This window comes from Anaerotignum sp., from assembly GCF_051877975.1.
Taxonomy (GTDB): Bacteria; Bacillota; Clostridia; order Lachnospirales; family Anaerotignaceae; genus Anaerotignum_A.
On the sequence record NZ_JBJEJK010000018.1, the window covers coordinates 70359 to 85503 of the forward strand.

15 protein-coding genes are annotated in these 15145 nt (G+C 46.7%); 8 read left to right on the forward strand and 7 right to left on the reverse strand.

What is annotated here, in order from left to right; all coding sequences use genetic code 11:
• Positions 1-2: 2 nt before the first annotated feature.
• From ACI39P_RS03375 to ACI39P_RS03385, 3 genes are all read right to left on the reverse strand, one after another.
• Positions 3-686: a queuosine precursor transporter gene (locus ACI39P_RS03375; RefSeq protein ID WP_439719282.1), complete on the reverse strand. Its 684-nt coding sequence runs from the start codon at positions 684-686 to the stop codon at positions 3-5.
• Positions 676-1404 carry a radical SAM protein gene (locus ACI39P_RS03380; RefSeq protein ID WP_439719283.1) on the reverse strand — a complete coding sequence of 243 codons (729 nt, stop codon included), beginning with the start codon at positions 1402-1404 and terminating at the stop codon, positions 676-678. Before ACI39P_RS03380 ends, ACI39P_RS03375 begins: the two co-directional genes overlap by 11 nt.
• A gap of 349 nt (positions 1405-1753) precedes the next feature.
• Positions 1754-2404, reverse strand: a complete 651-nt coding sequence (locus ACI39P_RS03385; protein WP_439719284.1) for an adaptor protein MecA — start codon at positions 2402-2404, stop codon at positions 1754-1756.
• 154 nt (positions 2405-2558) lie between these two features.
• Here ACI39P_RS03385 and ACI39P_RS03390 point away from each other — a divergent pair, with 154 nt between their 5' ends.
• The 4 genes from ACI39P_RS03390 to rpmE all read left to right on the forward strand — a co-directional run bounded on the left by ACI39P_RS03390 (position 2559) and on the right by rpmE (position 7369).
• Complete coding sequence (locus ACI39P_RS03390) at positions 2559-4175, forward strand: CvpA family protein (RefSeq protein ID WP_439719285.1); 1617 nt, start codon at positions 2559-2561, stop codon at positions 4173-4175.
• Between the two features lie 258 nt (positions 4176-4433).
• The gene (locus ACI39P_RS03395) at positions 4434-5528 is read left to right on the forward strand and encodes a LysM peptidoglycan-binding domain-containing protein (RefSeq protein ID WP_439719286.1); all 1095 of its coding nucleotides are present in this window, start codon (positions 4434-4436) and stop codon (positions 5526-5528) included.
• A 15-nt stretch (positions 5529-5543) separates the two neighbouring features.
• Positions 5544-6956, forward strand: coding sequence for a transcription termination factor Rho (rho, locus tag ACI39P_RS03400; RefSeq protein WP_439719287.1), 1413 nt, complete (start codon positions 5544-5546; stop codon positions 6954-6956).
• A gap of 209 nt (positions 6957-7165) precedes the next feature.
• Complete coding sequence (rpmE, locus tag ACI39P_RS03405; RefSeq protein ID WP_320790501.1) at positions 7166-7369, forward strand: 50S ribosomal protein L31; 204 nt, start codon at positions 7166-7168, stop codon at positions 7367-7369.
• Positions 7370-7477: 108 nt separating this feature from the next.
• Here rpmE and ACI39P_RS03410 read toward each other — a convergent pair whose 3' ends face one another.
• Entirely contained in the window at positions 7478-7912 is a 435-nt protein-coding gene (locus ACI39P_RS03410; RefSeq protein WP_439719288.1) for a stalk domain-containing protein, read from the reverse strand.
• Between the two features lie 157 nt (positions 7913-8069).
• A complete protein-coding gene (locus ACI39P_RS03415) occupies positions 8070-9182 on the reverse strand; it encodes an aminotransferase class I/II-fold pyridoxal phosphate-dependent enzyme (RefSeq protein ID WP_439719289.1) in 1113 nt (370 codons plus the stop codon).
• Between the two features lie 548 nt (positions 9183-9730).
• On the opposite strand from ACI39P_RS03415, the gene ACI39P_RS03420 reads away from it, so the two are divergent.
• A complete protein-coding gene (locus ACI39P_RS03420) occupies positions 9731-10123 on the forward strand; it encodes an iron dependent repressor, metal binding and dimerization domain protein (RefSeq protein WP_439719290.1) in 393 nt (130 codons plus the stop codon).
• A 59-nt stretch (positions 10124-10182) separates the two neighbouring features.
• Here the strand turns inward: ACI39P_RS03420 and ACI39P_RS03425 are convergent, their stop codons facing one another.
• Complete coding sequence (locus ACI39P_RS03425) at positions 10183-11610, reverse strand: polysaccharide deacetylase family protein (RefSeq protein WP_439719291.1); 1428 nt, start codon at positions 11608-11610, stop codon at positions 10183-10185.
• Positions 11607-12389, reverse strand: coding sequence for an EFR1 family ferrodoxin (locus ACI39P_RS03430; RefSeq protein WP_439719292.1), 783 nt, complete (start codon positions 12387-12389; stop codon positions 11607-11609). The genes ACI39P_RS03425 and ACI39P_RS03430 overlap by 4 nt, the downstream gene beginning before the upstream one ends.
• A gap of 317 nt (positions 12390-12706) precedes the next feature.
• Between ACI39P_RS03430 and ACI39P_RS03435 the strand changes: the two genes are divergently transcribed.
• The 3 genes from ACI39P_RS03435 (at position 12707) to ACI39P_RS03445 (ending at position 15009) form a co-directional block, all read left to right on the forward strand.
• A complete protein-coding gene (locus ACI39P_RS03435) occupies positions 12707-13132 on the forward strand; it encodes a GTP pyrophosphokinase (RefSeq protein WP_439719293.1) in 426 nt (141 codons plus the stop codon).
• 5 nt (positions 13133-13137) lie between these two features.
• Positions 13138-13845 (forward strand): DNA alkylation repair protein, encoded by a 708-nt coding sequence (locus ACI39P_RS03440; RefSeq protein ID WP_439719294.1) that lies wholly within the window; start codon positions 13138-13140, stop codon positions 13843-13845.
• Between the two features lie 234 nt (positions 13846-14079).
• Positions 14080-15009, forward strand: coding sequence for a 4Fe-4S dicluster domain-containing protein (locus ACI39P_RS03445; RefSeq protein WP_439719295.1), 930 nt, complete (start codon positions 14080-14082; stop codon positions 15007-15009).
• Positions 15010-15145 lie beyond the last annotated feature (136 nt).

The following is a 15145-nucleotide window of genomic DNA, read 5'->3' on the forward strand; positions in this document are numbered from 1 at the left end:
CTTTAATTCATCTTTTTTGCAAGATAAACAAAGGGCGTATCTGCCAAGCTGGTCACGATAAAAATGAGATAGCTGGAAATGCAGATGCTGAGCAGTGTTTCCAGTTCATAGGTGCCCAGAAAAGCCCCAAAGGTATAAAGGACAGTGTTCAAAAGCTGGGAAACCAGGGTGGAGCCGTTGTTTCGCAGCCATAAAAACCGTTCTTTGTCGCCAAATTTCTTTTGGGTAAAGGCCCACCATTTATGGTATGCCCATACGTCGAATTTCTGACAGATGGCATAGACCAGAAGGCTTGCCAGCATCAGCCTTGGGGTGTTGGAAAAAATAGCATAGATGCTTTCGGATGCCCAGTCATTGGCTGCGGGGGTATACAGGAACCAGGATTGGGAGAGAAAAATAAAGGCGATGGAAGCGGCGATGCCGATATTTACCGCTTTGTTTGCATCTTCTTTGCCATGCAGTTCACTCAGGATATCCGTAACAAGGAAATTGGAGGCAAAGAGGACATTGCCCAGCGTCTGTTCCATGCCGAAGGCTTCCACAAGAATCAGCACTTCGATATTGGCGGTGATGGTGGCTATGGCAGTCCAGACATGGAGCCCTGTTTTTCCAAAGAGTTTATAGAATACCAGAACAGCGCTGAAGGTCAGCAGCAGTGTCAGGATCAGAAGCAGTTCATTCGGCATTTTCTTCACCCCCTACACCAAAATCTGTGTTGTTCAGCAGGATATCCACCCTGGGGTTATTTATATAATGGTCGTAAAGCTTTTCTTTGAACAGGCGGATGACAGCTTCATTGGGAATGATGCGGGTGGTATTGGGTACCATGATATTGACGCAGACCCGCTCGAAATGGGCAAGACCTGTTTCAATATCCTGCCGCATGGATTCCGCCGTTTGCCCGGTAATGCCGAAAAGCAAGCAGACTTCATCGCAGCAGGCTGCGATATCCTCTGCTGTGGCATGGGGCATGCCTTTTTGAAAGACGGTTTCCCGAAAGGCTTCGTCAAAAGTCTCGACGCCTATTTTTACTTTTACCGTTGTGCCGATTTCGCCGAAAAAGTCCCGCAGTTCCTGAATTTTTCTGCGATACATCCAGTGGGTCTCAAAATGGATGGTGTGGATGGCTTTTTCTTTGCATTTTTTTCGGATGGCGTCCATGGTATTGGCGTCCAGTTCGCAGAAGCTGCCGGAATTGATGACCTCCAGATGATGATATTTGCCGGTTACTTTTTCAATCTCTGCCAGATTGATCTTGAAATTTTCTGCTTCATCCAAAGAAGCATCCAAGTGATAATCGCAGAAGGTGCAGCGTTTCCAGGCGCAGCCTTTCCCGCGGAGCATGAGGATCTCCCTTGGATTTTTTTCTTCGATGATGCTGTAACGGATGGGGTTTTCTGCCATAGTAAAGTCTCCTTTCATAGAAAGGGAACCAAACAAAAAAGGCACACCAAAATAGGGTGCCAAAATACAGAGTGATTGTGTTGTTGGGTCCCTAGTTTTGTTTATAGACAGGATGGTTTCGAACTGTCTGGTTGAAAAATTCCGCCGGGAAATTTTCAAACTAGGAGCATTATAGCAGAAAGAGGGAAAGCAGTGCAAGAGGAAAATGGGGGATGAGTACTGAGATTCATTGACCCCCGTTTTCGCCCAACTGGGCGTACTTCGAGCACTTCCGAAGCCGCTAGGGCTTCAATTAGAAAGAATGGCCTGGAATAGAGAGTAAAAAAAGACCACAAAGTGGTCTTTTTTCTTACCCAAAAGTCTTTGCCAGCGCCTTCACAGCCTTATCTCCGATGATGGTTTCCCCATGCTCCAGGAGATAATATTTCGCCAAGGGCGTAGAGACGTGCTTCTGACCGTATTCCTTTAATACCAGTTCCAATTCTTCAGAGGATTCCTCTGCAGGATATGTATCCCCCTGCAATACAAGGAAATACTTGTTTTCGTTTTTGTAAACAGCGCTTTCGCCTTTGAAGGTGCCATCCAGACGCAGGCTCACGTTGATGACATCATCCAATGCGGGGAAGGAATAGATCAGGATATTGGAATTTTGCTCCTCCCCATGTTCCATGGTATCCAGAGGCTTTTTCTTCCAGCGGCGCATTTCCTGTGCCTGGCTGAGCAGATCTCCGCTGGCTTTTGCGTTCTTCTCTTTGTTTGTCACCTTTGTTACGATGATCATGATGCCATCTGCCCCTGCGGGAACAGCTTCCACCATCAGGGGGGTATTTTCGGAAATAAAATCCGATTCATCCAGGGCCTGTTCCATAATATCGCGGAACAGCTTCTGGGTCTTTTCCGACGGTGTGATAAGATCTTCCAGTTGGATATCTCTTTCAATCAGGTCATCTTTTGTCAGCGTCAGCTTCAGCTGGTTTTCACTGATTCTTTCTATTTTCATATTATCACTCCCTTATGCCTTCACAAGGAAACGGTCAGTTTTATTACTATACAATCTTCTGGATTTATAGTATAGTATATTCAATTGGCGGTGAGATGTAAAGAGGAGAAACTCGCCAAATTTCTAAACTTTTTATGAACTGGAGGAGGAGAAAGTGAAAAAAACCCGCACAATTTTCATTATTTTGACGTTGCTGATCTGGGGTGGGATGTATTATTATTATCTGCCTGCCTTGAATATCCATTCAGAGGAAAGCTGGATGTTTTTTGTAGTTGCCATTGCCATTGGCCTGGTGCTGAATTTCTGGCCTATTTTCAAGGTTCTGTTTTTGGAGCGGAATGGTGACCCTGTGGAGCGGGGCGAAAGATGGAAAACGGCAAAACGACTGTTGGCCTTTCCGGTTGCCCTCTGCATTGTGTATGGCGTAGGGACGCTGCTGTCCTCACCCATTTTGCGGGCATCGGCCTATCATCAGCTGCTGGATGTGCAGACGGGGGATTTTGCCAACGATATCCACGAAGTGGATTATGACCAGATTCCCATTTTGGACAGCGATTCCGCGGCAAGGCTGGCGGAACGGGAAATGGGCAGCATGGTAGATATGGTTTCCCAATATGAGGTCAGCCCTTATTTCAATCAGATCAATTTTCAGGGCAAGCCTGTCCGTGTGACACCTCTGCAATATGGTGATATCATCAAATGGTTCACCAACCGGAGCACCGGCATCCCTGCTTATATCAGCATTGATATGACTACCCAGGATGTAGACCTCATCAAGCTGGAAGAGGGGATCAAAATTTCGCCCTTTGAGCACTTCGGCAGAAATTTGAACCGCTACATTCGGTTCCGCTACCCCACAGCGATGATCCATTCCTATAATTTTGAGATCAATGATGACGGCGTGCCCTATTGGGTATGCGCCGTGGAAGATAAGACCATCGGCCTTTTCGGCGGTACGGATATCAAAGGGGCCATCATCATCAACGCTATCAGCGGAGAGCATACCTATTATGACGTAGCGGATGTACCTACTTGGGTAGATAAGGTATACGATTCCGCTCTGCTGATCGAACAGTATGATTATTATGGCACATTGAAAAATGGCTATATCAACAGCATCTTCGGGCAAAGGGGCTGCCTGATGTCCACAGAGGGGTATAACTATATCGCTTTGGATGATGATGTTTGGGTGTACACCGGTGTTACTTCCATCGGCGGGGATGAATCTAACGTTGGCTTTGTTCTGATGAATTCCCGCACCAAGGAAACGAAGTATTATCAGATTTCCGGTGCCAAGGAAATCTCTGCCATGTCCTCCGCGGAAGGGCAGGTACAGCATCTGAATTACGAGGCAACCTTCCCGATCCTGCTGAATATTGCCGATGAACCAACCTATTTCCTTTCCTTAAAGGATAATGCGGGGCTGGTAAAGAAATACGCTATGGTAAATATTCAGAAATATCAGATCGTTGCCATTGGGGATACCGTTGGGGAATGTGAAAAGGCTTACCGCAATCTGATGGCAGGCAGCGGCATCGAAACAGTGGATACTTCCAAAGCCCAGACCATTACCGGCACCATCACCATGATGCAGGATATCGTTTCCGAAGGGAACACTTATTGGTATCTGATGCTGGAAGGCAATGATGCCTTGTTTGAAGTAAAAGTAAAGGAACACCTGGAAATTTTGAAAAAACAGACAGGCAGCAGCGTGACGCTGGAATATGTGCCCCAGTCCGCTGATGTGAATACAGTCCTTTCTGTGAAATAAGAACAGAGCCAGGAACTGGCAGCAATGGCGGCTGAATGCCCAATCCAAGACAGCAAAGCAGGTTTTTCGCAAGTAGATTTTCGAAAACCTGCTTTTTCTGTTGCTGCAGGGTTAGGCATTTCTTACAAAAGTTTGAAATTCCTTTGCTTTGGTTGACACTTTTGCGATTAAACTGTAGAATATATAAGATAGAATGCAGGAATTATGTAGATTTGCAGCGAAAGAGAAATCTTTAAGATATATTTTGGAGGTAATCACATGAGCGATGATAAATTTGAAAATACAAATGGCTCCAGGGGAATGAGTGAGACAGATAAAGGCTATTACGAAGATCTGTACAACGATCTGCCCAAGGAAGTTGTGGATATCCTGATGCAGACCCATCCCCTGATGGGCAGAAATGACGATACCGAAGCAACAGCATACCGTGCCCGCCGCCCCCAGAGAAGAGAGGATGTGGAAGAGGTCAGAGAGGCTAGAATGCAGCAGGTGAAGAGTGAGATCAACGAAGTGAGCAAAGCGCCCCAGCAGGAAGGAGAACCCACACGCTATGTTTCCCGCCGGGCAAGAAATACAGGAATCGTTTCCGAAGAGATGCATACTTCCGCACCCGTTGGGAATACAATGGATCAGGATGATTATGATGATGGCATTCAGTATGTCAGTGTGATTCCTTCCCGCAAAAAATCCAAAATCGTGGAGGAAGTGACTCTACAGACAACCGCAGCTCCCGCGAAGCGCGGCAGAAAGGCGAGAAAAGAAAAGGAACCTATGCCCTTTGAAGATATGGGCAGAGACGGAAGAGATAACCGCCCCCGCTACGAAGATATCGACTTTGAGGAACGGGCAAAACAGGAACATCTGGACAGCCTTTATGATGATGATTATGATGATGATTTCGGCGGCGGCAGAAGCAAACTGGCAATCATTTTGGGCATTGTTGCGCTGATTTTGATCATCTTCCTGATCTTCCGTACCGTAAGCCTGAACAGCAAGCTGGAAGAAGCACAGAATCAACTGTCCCAGTCCGAAGAATATAAAACAAAATATGAAGATATCCAGCTGGAAAAAATGCAGCTGGAAGAAGAGCTGGACAGCTTGAAAAACCCCAACGGCAGCGCAGAAAAAGCTGACAGCGAAGAGGATGATACAGAAAAGAACAGTGAAAGCAGCACATCTTCCGCAGCCAGCGGCTCTACCACAGAATATACCATCCAGGAAGGGGATACGATGTGGACCATCGCCCAGAAAACACTGGGCAACGGCGCAGAGTATCAGAAGATTCTGGATGCGAATGGGATGAAGGAAAGCGATCCTTTGAAACCCGGTAATAAAATCAAGATTCCCAAATAAGAACAGGAGAACAGCATGAGTGAATTGGAAAAGAAAACTCTTGCGGAATTGAGAATGCAGGCAAAGGAAATGGGGATTTCCTCCATTTCCGGCCTGAAAAAAAGTGAATTGATAGAGAAAATCGAAGCAAAGCAGTCCTCCGCTGGGCAAGAAGAACTCCCTGTGAAAACCGCAGGGAGACATCTTCCTGCCCAGCGGGTGACTGCTTGCGGTTTTTCTCCGAAAAAATCCGACGAAAAGACTGAAATTCCGCAGGAACAAACAGAAAAAGAAAAAATCATGGAGCATGGAGAAATCGGGGAGGGTATTCTGGAAGTCCTGCCCGATGGATATGGCTTTCTGCGGGCGGAAAACTGCCTGCCTGGTGCCAATGATGTTTACGTTTCTCCTGCTCAGATCAGAAGATTTAATCTGAAAACCGGAGATAATGTGAAAGGTAATGTCCGCCCTGCCCGGGAAGGGGAAAAGGTTGGCGGGCTGATCTATGTGCAGACGGTCAATGGGGACAGGCCGGATCATGCAATCCGCCGCCCCAATTTTGAGGACCTGACCCCCATCTATCCCGAGGAAAAACTGCGGCTGGAAACGGAAAAGGATGAGCTTTCCGGGCGTATTATAGACCTGATCGCCCCCATTGGGAAAGGGCAGAGGGGGATGATCGTTGCGCCGCCCAAAGTGGGTAAGACCATCCTGCTGACAAAGATGGCCAATGCCATCACCCGCAACCATAAGGAAGTCCATCTGATCGTACTGCTGATTGATGAACGCCCCGAAGAAGTGACGGATATCCAGCGTTCCATTGAAGGAGAAAACGTGCAGATCGTCTATTCCACTTTCGATGAAGAACCGGAGCATCATAAAAAGGTGACGGAGATGGTGCTGGAACGGGCAAAGCGCATGGTGGAGCAGGGGAAAGACCTGGTGATTTTATTGGACAGCATCACCCGCCTGGCCCGTGCCTATAACCTGACCATTCCCCCCAGCGGGCGCACCTTATCCGGCGGTCTGGACCCGGCGGCTCTCTATATGCCTAAGCGGTTTTTCGGGGCAGCCAGAAATATTGAAAACGGCGGCAGCCTGACGATCCTTGCTACGGCTCTGGTGGATACGGGCAGCAAGATGGACGAGGTGGTTTTCGAAGAATTCAAAGGCACCGGCAACATGGAATTGGTGCTGGATAAGCGCATGGCGGAACGGCGCATTTTCCCTGCGGTGGATATCATCAAATCCGGCACAAGGCGGGAGGAAAAGCTTTTTACCCCTGCAGAGCTGGAATGTAACTATGCCCTGCGCCGTATGGCAACCACCCTGAGCCATACGGATATGACAGAAGGCTTTTTCGACCTGATGCGAAAAACAAAAAACAATCAGGAATTTATGGAACGCCTGCCTATTTGGGAAAAAACCTTGGGCCTGCATGAGAAATAAGGAAATTTGGGGCTTCTGCCCTATGGAATATTATGTATAATCGGCCTTTTGGGGAGAGGCTCCCTGTGCAGATTCCACATAAATTTTTGCAGTATAGATTTGTGAGACATTTTCGGTTGCAAAAATGCTGCGATTATGCTAAAATACCCTTGTTGTCTTTAAATAACATAGATTATTGATCAACGAATATGGAAAATGAGGTGAAAAAAATGCGTGAAGGTATCCATCCCGAATACAAACAGGTAACAGTAAGATGCAACTGCGGCAATGAATTCGTAACAGGTTCTACAAAGGACGAAATCAGAGTCGAAGTTTGCTCCAAATGCCATCCTTTCTACACAGGCAGCCAGAAACTGCTTCTGGAAGCTGGCGGCAGAGTTGAAAAATTCAACAAGAAATACGGCAGAAAGTAATCAAGAAAACAAAAGGGCGAAGCGGATGCTTTCGCCCTTTTTTGTAAAAGGATAAATTTTGATTGTATAAAATAGGATCGTTATTGCCTAGCGGCAAAACGGTCTTTTTTATTTTTGGGGAACGATGGTGACACTGCCGCCATCAACAGTCACATCATATCCGATGAGAATGGAGAACACCTCTGCAGGAACGAACAGTCTGCCTGTTTCATCGATGAAAGCGGCACCCATTTTCTGGGGTGCGGGCATTCCTACCATTCCTTCCTGCGCAGGGGCGGAAGTATATAGTTCTTGGCCTTCTTCGATCCCCATTTGACGCATTTCATTGGCAAGCAAAGCGGAACGGGCAGCTTTATCCCAAGTGACAGTGCAGCCAAGGGCATCGGCCGCCTGACGCAGGGGGATAAAAGCAGTATCCTCCTGCACTAGGGCGTCTGCCTGATAGTTGGGGGATTCAATGGTCATGGGTTCTTCTGCGTAGGCTGTCATGCCCAGCAGTATGGATGCACAAAGGGTGCAGGCAAATACGCTGTGTTTTTTCATAATCATATCCTCCTTGGAAAATTTTTCTTCTGATATCTTTCAGACGCAGGCAGGAGGAAAAAGTTCCTGATTTCTTGAAAATGCAAGGGGGCAGAAAAATGCAATAAAAAACAGAGAGAATCTCAGAAGGGGTTCTCTCTGTTTTATTTTTATGGCATCAGATCAGCCCCAGTTCTTTTGCACATTCTTCCAGTGCATCTACAACCTGATCCAAATCTTCTTTGGTATGATCGGCGGAAAGGATGGTACGCAGGCGGGCTGTGCCTTTGGGCACCATAGGGAATTGCAATGCCTGGGCATAAACGCCTCTTTCATACATCATCTGGCTCAGCTTCTGGGCCTTTTCCGCATCGCCGACGATGACGGGGATAACGGGGGTCACGGATGTGCCGATATTCAGACCCAGTTTGCCGAGACGGTCTGCAAAATAATTACGGTTTTCCCAGAGTTTATCTACCAGTTCTGTGTTTTCCATGACCAGATCCACCGCTTTTGCTGCCGCTGCTGTCAGGCAGGGAGCCATAGGGGAGGCGGTGAAGATGAAGCTTCTTGCCTTGGGGCGCAGGCTTTCGATAAATTCTTTGGGGCCGGCCACAAAGCCGCCGGCGGAACCGAATGCCTTGGAAAGGGAGCCTGTTTCGATTTTGATACGGTCTCTCAGACCAAAGTGGTCAACGGTACCCCTGCCGGCAGGGCCCATTACCCCATCGCCGTGGGCATCATCTACCACCAGCATTGCGCCGTATGCATCTGCCAGGTCTGCCATTTTGGGCAGGGGTGCCAGATCGCCGTCCATACTGAATACACCATCGGTGATAATCAATTTTTTCCCCTCTACGGGTTCTTTCAGCAGTTCTTCCAGATGGGCCATATCCATGTGGCGGAAAACCTTGATCTTCGCACCGGAAAGACGGCAGCCATCAATGATGGAACCGTGGTTCAGTTCATCGCTGTAGATGAAATCGCCTTTGCCCACCAGCTGGGGAATCAGACCTGAATTGGCGGAAACGCCGCAGTTAAATACCAGGGTAGCCTCTACCCCTTTGAATTTTGCCAGTTTTTCTTCCAGTTCATCATGAACAGGATAGTTGCCGCAGATATTTCTGCTGGCGGTTGTTGCAACGCCGTATTTTTCCAGCGCTTCTTTGGAGGCAGCCACCACTGCCGGGTGGTTTGCCAAGCCCAGATAGTTGTTGGATGCCATATTGATGACTTCACGGCCATCCAAAAGGATGCGGCCGCCTTGGGGGCTATATAATGTTCTGTACATAAGAATCCCTTCTTTCCTCTTATTCCCTCAAATTTTTGTAACTCTATCATACTATAAGGGAGGAAGAAGGGGAAGGTTAATTTCGTACAGTGAAAAAGGGCTTAGAATAAACTTTTTTTCAATGAATTTTTGAATGAAAAGGGGAACGGCGCCTTCTTGGGGGAGAAGACGCCGCTAAGGGTTGTCATTGCCACGCAGAAAAACAGTAAGGGGGCGTCTTTCTGCGCTTGGGAAGCAACGACAAGAAGAGATGAAAAGTTTGATTCAAAATAGTTTGAAGTTAGGAGAAAAACCTCAAACTACAGAAGCAAGCATAGTAAAACATATGATTTGGAAAGAAAGGCATCAAAACAACAACGTGTTTGATGCCTCAGTTATCGTTTTTTCTTAAGTACATCATACATGATTTTAAAAGAAATATCAATAAAAAATTGCAATGAAATCCATAGAATTTTTAAAAAAACCCGTAAAATATATGGCAGTTCAGAAAAATATTGTCAAACGGCAGCTTTTTTGTTAACATATGAAAAGAAAGGCGGGAGATGCATATGAAAACACAGGAATCCATGGAGAATTATCTGGAAACCATTTATGTACTGAATCAGAGAACAGGTTATGTCCGTTCTGTGGATGTGGCAACGGAACTGGGCTTCAGCAAACCGAGCATTTCCAATGCCATGAAAAAGCTGAAAGCGGAAGGATATGTGCAGATAGAAGATAAAGGCCGGATCGTGCTGACGGAAAAGGGACAGGCAATTGCAGAAGGAACCTATGAGAAGCATTGTGTGATCTCTCATCTGCTGATGGATATCGGCGTCAGCGAAAAAACTGCTTTAGCAGATGCCTGCCGCATGGAGCATATCCTCAGTGAAGAAACGTTTGCATGTATGAAAGACCATCATCGCAAATGGCATGAACTGAATCCAGATGTGAAAGAATAAAAAACAGACCCAAAGCCCTCCAAGGGGGATAATGGGTCTGTTTTTTATTGTTTTGCCTGTTACTGAAAATAGGAGTATCCATATATTTTCCCGCTGGCGGGAGTTTCGCCATGTTTTGCCTGAATCAGTTCTGAAACAGTGACCAGTTCATAGCCCTGCCCCTGCAGGTAAGGCACCAAAACAGCGGTAGCTTCCGCGGTGGAGGTATAAATACCGTGCAGCAGGATGACTTTTCCATCCAGATCGCCGGAAGATTTCACCACATCTAAAACGGCCTTAGCATTGCGGCTCTTCCAGTCCAAAGTGTCGATAGACCAAAGATAGATGGGCATGGAGATCTGTTTCTTTACGTTTTCATCGCAGGCACCATAGGGAGGGCGGAAAACAGCAGGGTCTTTGCCGAGGGCCTTTTGAAAGGCAGCGGCTGTTTTTTGCAGATCGGCAGAAATTTCTGCGGCAGTCAGCTTGCTGAAATTTTTATGATCGTAGGAATGACTGCCCACTTCACAGCCCAAAGCCGCTTCCCGTTTGACCACATCGGGATATTTTTCCACCAGACAGCCCAAATCAAAGAAAGTAGCCCTTGCGCCGTATTGCTCCAGTGTATCCAAAATGGCATTTGTGGCAATGGGGTTCGGGCCGTCGTCATAGGTCAGAGCCACCATTTTTTTATGAGAGATTTCAGTGGGGATGAAGATTTCTTCCTTGGGTGTTTCAATTTTTGTCCGCATATCCTCATAGGGGATGGTCAGGCGGACGATGCCATAGCTGCCGGGAAAAAGATCGTACCGGTCGAAATAGAACAGGACACCTTCTGCGGTGAAGGCAAAACGGTCGAAACGGCCGGCATCCGGGGCGAGGAGTGTTGCATAGTTGCCAAAGAGGCCTTCGTTGTAGGGTTCTGTGGTGGTGAAATATTTTTGTGTATAAGCAGAAGCGTTTTTCGCAAAATCTTCCCACATCAATTCTTCTGCGGGGATTTCCGTATCACTGCTCAGATCAAAATGGAAGATCTGGATACGGGTATGGGGAGAAAGGGTATCCGCCGTTTCGTGGGTCTCAAAAAATACAAGGCTCATTTGGTCATTATCCGTCAGATAGGATTCATAGCCCAGATATAGTACAGCTTCTGTTTTTTTGCCGGAATCTGTTTCGCCTGCCGGCGTTTCTCCGGGCAAAAATTCCTGATCGAAAGCATTGCGGATTTCCGTGACGATACCCTCGATACGGTCATCTATAGCAGTATGCCCTGTTTGGGGATATTGCAGAACATAGGAAAGGGGTTTCTGATAATCCACGATGCTGATAGCTTCCCCCACTTCCTGGTGTTCCTGATAGGCTGCCCAATAGGTTTCCCCTTTTAAGGTCAGTTCTGTAATTTTTTTATGATTGAGCATGGAAAGCCCGCTACTGGTGGCGCTGCAGCCACAGCAGAAAAGGAACAGCAGGCTCATCAAAAAGAAAGCAAAGATGCGTTTCGGTTTCATTTGTTGGTCTCTCCTGTCTGATAGATGGGGTGGATATAACGGCCTCGTTTTGCTGTTTTCTTACCGTATTGGATGGCTTGGACAGGACAGCGGTTGATGCAGGCCAGGCACATATTGCAGGTATCTTCTGTCCAGACGGGCTTGCCTGCAGTCACGGCGATGCAGCCGCTGGTGCAGATGCGTTCACACTGACCGCAGCCGATACAGTCGTTGGTAACATAAAAAGCTTTGGGTTTCATGCCTTTGGTAAAAGCAGGGTTCACTACAGTGCTCAAAAGACTGCCGCCTTTTCCCCGTTTCACCCGGAAAAAACCACTCCAGTTCAGCCGGATGGCTCGGAGGATATTGTCCAGTGTTTTTTCTGCTTTTTCCAGCTTTTGGGCAGTTTTTTCTTTTGTTTCCGCATCAAACAGGATGACACAGTTATCGGGCATCACCACGGAAAAGCCGCTGTCCAGCACAAGGCCGTTTTCTTCCAGGGCATCTTCGAAAATATCCATCGTTTTGCCAACGGAACTGCCGCAGGTGCAGACTGCGAAAATATAGGGCTCGCCGGTATAATATAATTTCAGATTTTTTACAAAATCGATTACGACCTTGGGAGGCGCCCATGCGTAAACAGGAAAGACAAAGCCTAGCCGTTCCCCTTTCTCCAAGGTATAGGTATCATTGCCTTCCCGGACTGCCAGCGCAATATCCATCAGATCTTCGCCCAGACCTTCGGCCAGTTTTTTTGCCGCCGCGTAGGAATTGCCGGTGCCGCTGAAATAATAGATCATAAAAGTCCCCTCCTAATATGATACGGATTTTTGTCGAATCATGTAGATATCCATATCATAGCATATTTTCTATCGAAAAACTTTGAAGAAAATATTAAATTTTTCAGAAAAATCTGCCTGAAAGCAAAGGCTTTTTTTATGGGATGGCCCAAAGTGCAGATGAAACCATTTGTTTATTATGAAAGTATGCGTTCTGTGGACACTTCTTTAATGAATAGATGTAAAAAGAGGAGAAAAAAGTTTGCATTTTTTTTCCTTTACACAAAATTTTATGAAAGATATACTGGAAAAGAAGAAGCAGAAAAAGGGGTGGAAGAATGCTGGAAAAAGCTATGATTTTAGCAGCAAAAGGACATGCGGGGCAGGTGGACAAAGGCGGTCAGCCCTATATTCTGCATCCTGTGCGGGTGATGCTGCAATGTGAGACCTTGGAGGAAAAAATTGTTGCCATCCTCCACGATCTTTTAGAAGATACGGAATATACGGCGCAGGATTTGGAAAAGGAAGGATTTCCGGCAGAAATCATGGAAGCTGTTTCCTGCCTGACCCGCCGGGAGGGGGAGGAATATATGGCGTATATCGAGAAAGTCTGCAAAAACCCGTTAGCGGCGAGAGTAAAGTATGCTGACCTGATGGATAATATGGATATCAGCCGCATCCCCAACCCTACGGAAAAGGATCATCAGCGGTTAAAAAAATATGCCGCAGCTTTGCAGCGCATCAAAGAAACAGGAAAGGGGTAAGCCTGATGGAAAACTGGACAAAAGAAACCTATGCAGCCTTTCGGAATGAATTGTTTTCACAGGGAGAAGAGGAATATAAAAAATTCAATGCCAAGCTGCTTTGTTCCCAATTGCCCGTAATCGGGCTGCGGGTTCCTTTTTTGCGGAAAACAGCAGCAAAGATCGCCAAGGAGGACGGAGCAGGATTTCTGCGCTTCTGCGGCAGGGAAACCTATGAGGAACGGCTGCTTTATGGGCTGGTTGCGGCGGCGATGCCTGTGCCCTATGCGGATTTCCTGCACTATTGCGACTATTACACAGAGCATCTGGTGGAAAACTGGGCCCATTGCGATGTATTCTGTTCTTCTGTAAAGAAAAAACTGAAAGGTCACGAGAAGGAATTTTTTCAATACATCGAAAAGTACTTAAAATCGGAAAATCCTTGGGCTGTCCGGGTGGGCATCATTCTGATGCTGAGCCATTACCTGACACCGGGGGATATGGAAGCGGTTTTGGAGCGGATAGATGCCATTCATTCAGAGCATTACTATGTTCGCATGGGGCAAGCGTGGCTTTTGGCGACGGCTTGGGCAAAGGAACGGGAAATTTGCAGGGAATATCTCTCCCATCATCATCTGGATGACTGGACCTTCAACAAATTTATTCAAAAAGCTTGTGAGTCTGCCCGTGTTTCTGCTGAGGACAAAAAATATCTGAAAAGTCTGAAGAGATAAAACTTTCTCGGATTTATCAGGGCATTTCAATGGGAAGGAAAGCTGCCCTGTCTGTGTGCCGTAAACATTGTGAAAATATCATCAATCAATAATAAAATTTTATTGATTTATAAAGAATAATAATTTGATTTTATCAAAAAACGGGAGTATGCTATACCACAGAGGCGGCAAGAAGCTATCCTTATATAATATAGTAGAAATGTGCAGTAGAAAAAAGTTTTTTGGAGGATCGTTATGGGCGTAACAGTAAGCAAGGACGACATCAAAAGAGTAAAAGGCATGGGCTGCCTGCAGCAGAAGGGGACAGATTTGTTCAATGCCCGTGTCATTACCAGAAACGGCAAGATCACAGCAGCGGAGGCTCATCGTATTGCGGAAGGCGCTGAAAAATTCGGCAGCAGCGAAATGGCCATGACCACACGCCAGACCATTGAAGTGCAGGGCATTCCCTATGATAAGATCGACGATTTCATCGCATATATGGCAGAAGGCGGCCTGATGGTAGGGGGCACAGGTGCCAAGATCAGACCTATCGTAAGCTGCAAGGGTACCACCTGTCAGTATGGTCTGTATGATACCTATGAATTGAGTGAAGAAATTCACAATCGTTTCTTCCTGGGCTACAATGATGTAAAACTGCCCCATAAATTCAAAGTGGCAACAGGGGGCTGTCCCAACAACTGCGTAAAACCCGAATTGAACGACCTAGGCATCATCGGCCAGAGAAAGCCCCAGTTCGATGCAGAAAAATGCAAGAGCTGCAAGATCTGTGTGGTGGCAAAGGTTTGTCCTATGGGGGCGGCAACAAAGGCAGAAGGTGAAAAACTGAATTTTGATACAGAAAAATGCATCAAATGCGGCAGATGTGTCACACTGATGAAATGCCCGTTCCATGCCATGACAGAAGAAGTGACAGGCTATAAGGTAACCTTGGGCGGCAGATGGGGCAAAAAGATCGCCCAGGGCCATGAAATGAGCAAGCTGTTCACATCAAAAGAGGAAGTATTGGATGTTGTAGAAAAAACAATGCTGTTCTTCAAGGATCAGGGCAATGCCGGCGAACGTTTATCTGATACGATCGCAAGAGTGGGCTTTGATAAAGCGGAAGCTATGATTCTGTCGGATGAATTGCTGGAAAGAAAAGAAGAAATCCTGGCAAGATAAGCGGAGGCTCTTGGGGAAAGCCATTTTATATTTTGAAAATAGTCAGAAAAATGCCGTTTGGCGTAGGCCTAACGGCATTTATTATGCAGGAATAAAAAACCACCTGCTATGCAGGTGGAATGTACGGACTTTAGTG

Coding starts and splice junctions, on each gene's coding strand:
- ACI39P_RS03410 (WP_439719288.1), bottom strand. CDS start 7,912: ATGAAAAAACACAGCGTATTTGCCTGCACCCTTTGTGCATCCATACTG.
- ACI39P_RS03385 (WP_439719284.1), bottom strand. CDS start 2,404: ATGAAAATAGAAAGAATCAGTGAAAACCAGCTGAAGCTGACGCTGACA.
- ACI39P_RS03445 (WP_439719295.1), top strand. CDS start 14,080: ATGGGCGTAACAGTAAGCAAGGACGACATCAAAAGAGTAAAAGGCATG.
- ACI39P_RS03415 (WP_439719289.1), bottom strand. CDS start 9,182: ATGTACAGAACATTATATAGCCCCCAAGGCGGCCGCATCCTTTTGGAT.
- ACI39P_RS03440 (WP_439719294.1), top strand. CDS start 13,138: ATGGAAAACTGGACAAAAGAAACCTATGCAGCCTTTCGGAATGAATTG.
- ACI39P_RS03380 (WP_439719283.1), bottom strand. CDS start 1,404: ATGGCAGAAAACCCCATCCGTTACAGCATCATCGAAGAAAAAAATCCA.
- ACI39P_RS03395 (WP_439719286.1), top strand. CDS start 4,434: ATGAGCGATGATAAATTTGAAAATACAAATGGCTCCAGGGGAATGAGT.
- rpmE (WP_320790501.1), top strand. CDS start 7,166: ATGCGTGAAGGTATCCATCCCGAATACAAACAGGTAACAGTAAGATGC.
- ACI39P_RS03375 (WP_439719282.1), bottom strand. CDS start 686: ATGCCGAATGAACTGCTTCTGATCCTGACACTGCTGCTGACCTTCAGC.
- rho (WP_439719287.1), top strand. CDS start 5,544: ATGAGTGAATTGGAAAAGAAAACTCTTGCGGAATTGAGAATGCAGGCA.
- ACI39P_RS03425 (WP_439719291.1), bottom strand. CDS start 11,610: ATGAAACCGAAACGCATCTTTGCTTTCTTTTTGATGAGCCTGCTGTTC.
- ACI39P_RS03435 (WP_439719293.1), top strand. CDS start 12,707: ATGCTGGAAAAAGCTATGATTTTAGCAGCAAAAGGACATGCGGGGCAG.
- ACI39P_RS03430 (WP_439719292.1), bottom strand. CDS start 12,389: ATGATCTATTATTTCAGCGGCACCGGCAATTCCTACGCGGCGGCAAAA.
- ACI39P_RS03420 (WP_439719290.1), top strand. CDS start 9,731: ATGAAAACACAGGAATCCATGGAGAATTATCTGGAAACCATTTATGTA.